The organism is Streptococcus sp. 339, from assembly GCF_013277285.1.
GTDB lineage: Bacteria > Bacillota > Bacilli > Lactobacillales > Streptococcaceae > Streptococcus > Streptococcus pseudopneumoniae.
In genome coordinates, this window is record NZ_VMMR01000091.1 from 1 (window position 1) to 5,052 (window position 5,052).

The following is a 5,052-nucleotide window of genomic DNA, read 5'->3' on the forward strand; positions in this document are numbered from 1 at the left end:
GGAGCTGTTGATGCCCATATTGGAAGATATCATGAATCAACTTCAAGATGTTATACAAGGACTGGAGAAGGAGGTGATAAAGTCCATCGTTAATCGGAGATGGACTAGAATGCTTTTTGAAAGCATATGAGTATTATATGCAATTTCTTTATAATAAAAAGACCGGATTGCTCCGATCTTTTAAAGTTCCGCTCTATGAAAATCAAAGAATAAAGTCTACAAGTTTCATATTTGATTTTCGGCGAGAGGAATTATTTAATTGCGCGTGATTGCAACCCTTCTTCTTCCAAGAAGAGACGGAATGGTACGAGTTCTTCTGCTTCGTATTTTTCCTTGAAGGCTTTGATAGCTTCTTCTGAGTGAAGTTTTGGATCCAATTCAAGTACTTCTACTGGAAGTGGACGGTGTGGAGTGATGCGAGCATCGATCACAATAGTTTTACCTTCTTTGTTGAGTTTAACAGCTTCTGCAACAACTGCATCGATGTCTTCGATACGGTCAACTGTAAATCCTACAGCACCTTGCGCTTCAGCGATTTTCGCATAGTCAGCATTAGAGAAGTCACAACCAAACAAGTGTTTGTTTGTGTCTTCGTATTTGTCCTTGATGAAGGCATATTTACCATTTGAGAAGACAACGTTGATAACTGGAAGGTCGTATTGAACGTTTGTGATAACGTCTGGGTAGCACATGTTGAATGCACCGTCACCCATGATGTTCCATACTTGGCGATCTGGATTGTCTTTCTTAGCAGCGATACCACCAGGAAGGGCAATACCCATTGTCGCAAAGAGTGGAGATGTACGCCACATGTTCTTAGGTGTCATGTGAAGGTGACGAGTAGATGTTTGAGTAGTGTCACCTACGTCGATTGAGTAGATAGCGTCTTGATCAGCATGTTTGTTGATTGCATTGTAAACTTGATACAATTGCAATTCACCCTCAGTTTTACCTTCGAGTTTGTTCATGTAATCACGCCAGTTTTGGTTGTTCTTCACGTTTGCACGCCACCATGGAGTAGATTCAACTGGATTCACTTTGTCAAGGATTGCTTTGGCTGCTTGACCTGCATCACCAAGGATTGAAGCGTCAAGGGCGTGACGTTTACCAAGTTTGTAAGGGTCAATATCAACTTGAATGAATTTTTCAGTGTTCTTGAATGCTTCGTAAACTTCAGCAAATGGGAAGTTTGAACCAAGGAAAAGAACTGTGTCTGCTTCAAAGACCACTTCGTTGGCTGGCTTCCAACCAACACGGTAAGCAGAACCTGTCAAACCTTCATAGTTCCATTCGAAAGCTTCAAAGTTTTTACCAGTTGTGATAATTGGTGCTTTGATTTTACGTGACAATTCAGTGATCACTTCACCAGCTTTAACACCACCGTAACCAGCATAGATAACTGGACGTTCAGCATTGTTCAAGATTTCAACAGCTTTGTCGATTTCAACTTCGTTCAAAGCAGGAGCGATAAATGAACGCTCGTATGAACCTGATCCATAGTATGAGTTTTCGTCGATTTCTTGGAAACCAAAGTTTACTGGGATTTCAACAACAGCTGAACCTTTTTTAGAGACTGCAGCACGGCAAGCTTCGTCGATTACTTTTGGTAATTGCTCAGCGTAAGCTACGCGTTTGTTGTATACAGCGATACCGTTGTACATTGGGTTTTGGTTCAATTCTTGGAAAGCATCCATGTTCAATTCATTAACTGGACGTGATCCAAGGATCGCTAGGAATGGAGTGTTATCCATAGCTGCATCGTAAACACCGTTAATCAAGTGAGTCGCACCTGGACCACCTGAACCAACTGCAACCCCGATTGAGCCACCGAATTTAGCTTGCATAACCGCTGCAAGAGAACCTGTCTCTTCATGGCGAACTTGCAAGAAGCGGATATCTTTGTCTTCAGCCAAAGCGTCCATCAATGAGCTGAGTGTTCCTGATGGGATACCGTAGATTGTATCTACGCCCCATGTTTTCAATACGTTAAGCATTGCTGCAGATGCAGTAATTTTTCCTTGAGTCATAGTGATAACTCTCCTTCAATTTTTTAGACTTGGAGAATACGATTACATAGAATTGGAAACGTTCTCCAAATTTTTACTATTCCACTATATCATATTTATGTTGACTTTTCTAAAAATCTGCTCAAAACTCTCTACTTTCTATTCTAATACAGTTTTGAAAGTGCTGCCATTCCTGTTTTATAACAAAGAAATCTAGTCATTACTTTTAGTCTATTTTACTAAAGTTTAGTAAGAGTGAACTAGTCAGAACAGATACAGAACTAAAGGCCATGGCTAGACCTGCCAATTCTGGAGTGAGCGCCAGTCCAACACCAGAAAAGACTCCTGCTGCAATCGGAATTCCGACGACATTGTAGATAAAGGCCCAGAAAAGATTGAGCAGAATTCGATTAAAGGTTTTCTTACTCATGTCAAAGGCACGCACCACGCCTAGGAGGTTATTGGTTGTCAACACTAAATCTGCCGACTCGATGGCGATATCTGTTCCAGCTCCCATAGCAATCCCCACATCTGCTACACTAAGGGCAGGAGCGTCATTGATACCATCCCCAACAAAGGCTACTTTGCCAGCCGCTTGTAGTTTATGGATTTCATGGGCTTTTTCTTCTGGCAAGACACCTGCAATGACCTCTTCGATTCCGATCTGATCGGCAATAGCACGCGCCACACCTGCATTATCTCCTGTCAGCATGACTGTTTTAAGGCCACGCTTTTTCAACTGACTGATGGCTAGCTTGGCATTTTCCTTGGGAATATCTTGTAGTGCAAGCAAGCCTTTGATTTCATTGTCAACAGCCAAGAACACAACTGTCTTAGCTTCTTTTTCTAGTTCTTCTAGTTTATCTTGATAAGTGCTAGAAATGTTCATGCCATCCAGCATTTTAGCATTTCCAAGCAAAACTTGTTTTCCATTGATTTGCCCTGAGACACCTTTTCCGTGCAAGGCTTGGAAATTTTCAACAGTGTGAAGCTCAAATCCAGCTTCAGTCGCTCGCTTGACTATAGCCTCAGCCAGTGGGTGTTGAGAAGCTTCTTCCAAGGAAGCTGCCAATCCAAGCACTTCTACTTCGTCGCCGATGATATCTGTGACCACAGGTTTCCCTTCCGTCAAAGTCCCGGTCTTATCAAAGACGATAGTTTGAACTTTCTGGATTTCCTGTAGAACCGTTCCATTTTTGAGGAGAACTCCCATCTTGGCACTGCGACCTGTCCCCACCATAAGGGCTGTCGGTGTTGCAAGTCCCAATGCACAAGGGCAGGCAATAATCAGAACTGCTACTCCATAGAGAAGCGAAGACACAAAGCTCGACACAAGCACAACTACACTATCCCTGAGCAAGACGAACCAAACCCAAAAGGTCACAATCCCTAAAATGACAACTGCTGGGACAAAAATCCCTGAAATTTTATCCGTCAAGTCCTGAATCGGCGCACGACTTGTCTGAGCTTTCTTCACAAAATCCACAATCTGAGCCAAAACAGTCTCTGAACCGACTTTTTCTGCTCTAAAAACAAGTGTTCCACTATTATTGATGGTTGAGCCAATGACAGTATCTCCAACTGTCTTGTCCACAGGCAGACTCTCACCTGTCACCATAGACTCATCAATACTAGAGACACCTTCTACTACGACACCATCAACCGCAATCTTTTCACCGGGACGCACTCGAATCAGGTCACCTACCTTGACTTGCTCCAAAGGGACTTGAACATAGCTTTCCTCACGCAAGACTTCTGCTGTTTTAGCCTGCAAGTCCAGCAATTTCTCCACAGCTTGGGAAGTATTTTTCCGCATTTTCTCCTCAAAAACGGCTCCCATAAGAACGAAGAAGAAGATAAATGCAGCACTTTCAAAGTAAACGGGGAGGCCAGCGAAGAGGGCAACTAGGCTATAACCATAGGCCACTAGGGTTCCCAGAGCAACCAAGGTATCCATGTTGGCATTGTGCTTTTTAAAACTAGCCCAAGCACTTTGGATATAAGGCCCACCTGCTACTAGCATAATCGGTGTTGTGGCTAAAAAGGTTCCCCAACGCAGGACTTGGTGACTAATTCCTCCTGTCGACATCCCAATCATGAGAATCACAAGAGGCACAGTAAAGATACTGGTAATCCAAAAACGCTGTAAAAGTGATAGAGATTTTCGAGTCTTCTCAACCACTGTATAGCTTCCTTTTTGCATCTTCATACCACAAGAAAATTCATGTTGGCCTAATTCTTGAGGGGTAAAACGAATGACTTTCTCCTCATCTACGCCGATTGGTTCCAAGATGCCTTCTTCCTCAAAAAGAATTTCCTTATAACAGTTTGAAGGAGTCACACGATGAAAGGTAATCTCAGCTGGAATTCCCTTTTGAAGCTGAATATGGGCTGGATGATAGCCTTTGTCTGCCGTGATACGGATTTTTTGAACACCATTTTCAAGACTTGCTTTTACAATTTCAGTCATATCATTCTCCTATTCTACAATCATCTTACCGTGCATCATATTCATGCCACAAGAGAAACCATACTCTCCAGCCTGCTCAGGCGTGATTTCCACTATATACTCTTCCCCCATAGGCAGGTCCGCATGTACACCAAAGTCTGGAAAGACAATCTGATCCAAACAAGGTGAAGGATCCTTACGATCAAAGACAATGCGGGCTGGCACTGATTTCTTGAGAATAATCAACTCAGGCGTATAGCCTCCCATGACTTCCACTCGAATCTCTTGGTAGCCCTTTTTTTGCTGGGCCTTTTGTCCAGATTTTTCAGGCTTTTTGAAAAACCAAAACAAGATAAACGCGATAAGGGCAATACAAATAATGGTTACAATACTATTTAACATGACGTCTCCTTTACATACAATTACATTTTACTTCTGTCATAGCGTTTGATTTCTTCTCAGAAATCACAGCTTCCAAGTCTTCCAAGTCAGCCTGAGTAAAATCACATTCAGTAATCAAATCAGCCAACAAGTTCTTAATCCTACGGGAACAAACCTTGTCTTTGATATCTTGGACAAGTAAATCCCGACTTTGGT

The 5,052-nt window shown here is 42.5% G+C and carries 3 protein-coding genes and 1 pseudogene; all 4 read right to left on the reverse strand.

Features of this window, described 5'->3' with window-relative positions; all coding sequences use genetic code 11:
• Positions 1 to 251 precede the first annotated feature (251 nt).
• Entirely contained in the window at positions 252 to 2,027 is a 1,776-nt protein-coding gene (gene spxB / locus HT736_RS09880; protein ID WP_172930998.1) for a pyruvate oxidase, read from the reverse strand.
• A gap of 205 nt (positions 2,028 to 2,232) precedes the next feature.
• Entirely contained in the window at positions 2,233 to 4,476 is a 2,244-nt protein-coding gene (locus HT736_RS09885) for a heavy metal translocating P-type ATPase (RefSeq protein ID WP_172930999.1), read from the reverse strand.
• A gap of 9 nt (positions 4,477 to 4,485) precedes the next feature.
• Positions 4,486 to 4,857, reverse strand: coding sequence for a cupredoxin domain-containing protein (locus HT736_RS09890; RefSeq protein WP_000935054.1), 372 nt, complete (start codon positions 4,855 to 4,857; stop codon positions 4,486 to 4,488).
• 10 nt (positions 4,858 to 4,867) lie between these two features.
• Positions 4,868 to 5,052 (reverse strand): annotated as a pseudogene (locus HT736_RS09895) (CopY/TcrY family copper transport repressor); the annotation flags it as partial.

Bases quoted from the DNA above. Each gene is read 5' to 3' on its own strand.
- HT736_RS09885 (WP_172930999.1), bottom strand. From the start codon at position 4,476: ATGACTGAAATTGTAAAAGCAAGTCTTGAAAATGGTGTTCAAAAAATC.
- HT736_RS09890 (WP_000935054.1), bottom strand. From the start codon at position 4,857: ATGTTAAATAGTATTGTAACCATTATTTGTATTGCCCTTATCGCGTTT.
- spxB (WP_172930998.1), bottom strand. From the start codon at position 2,027: ATGACTCAAGGAAAAATTACTGCATCTGCAGCAATGCTTAACGTATTG.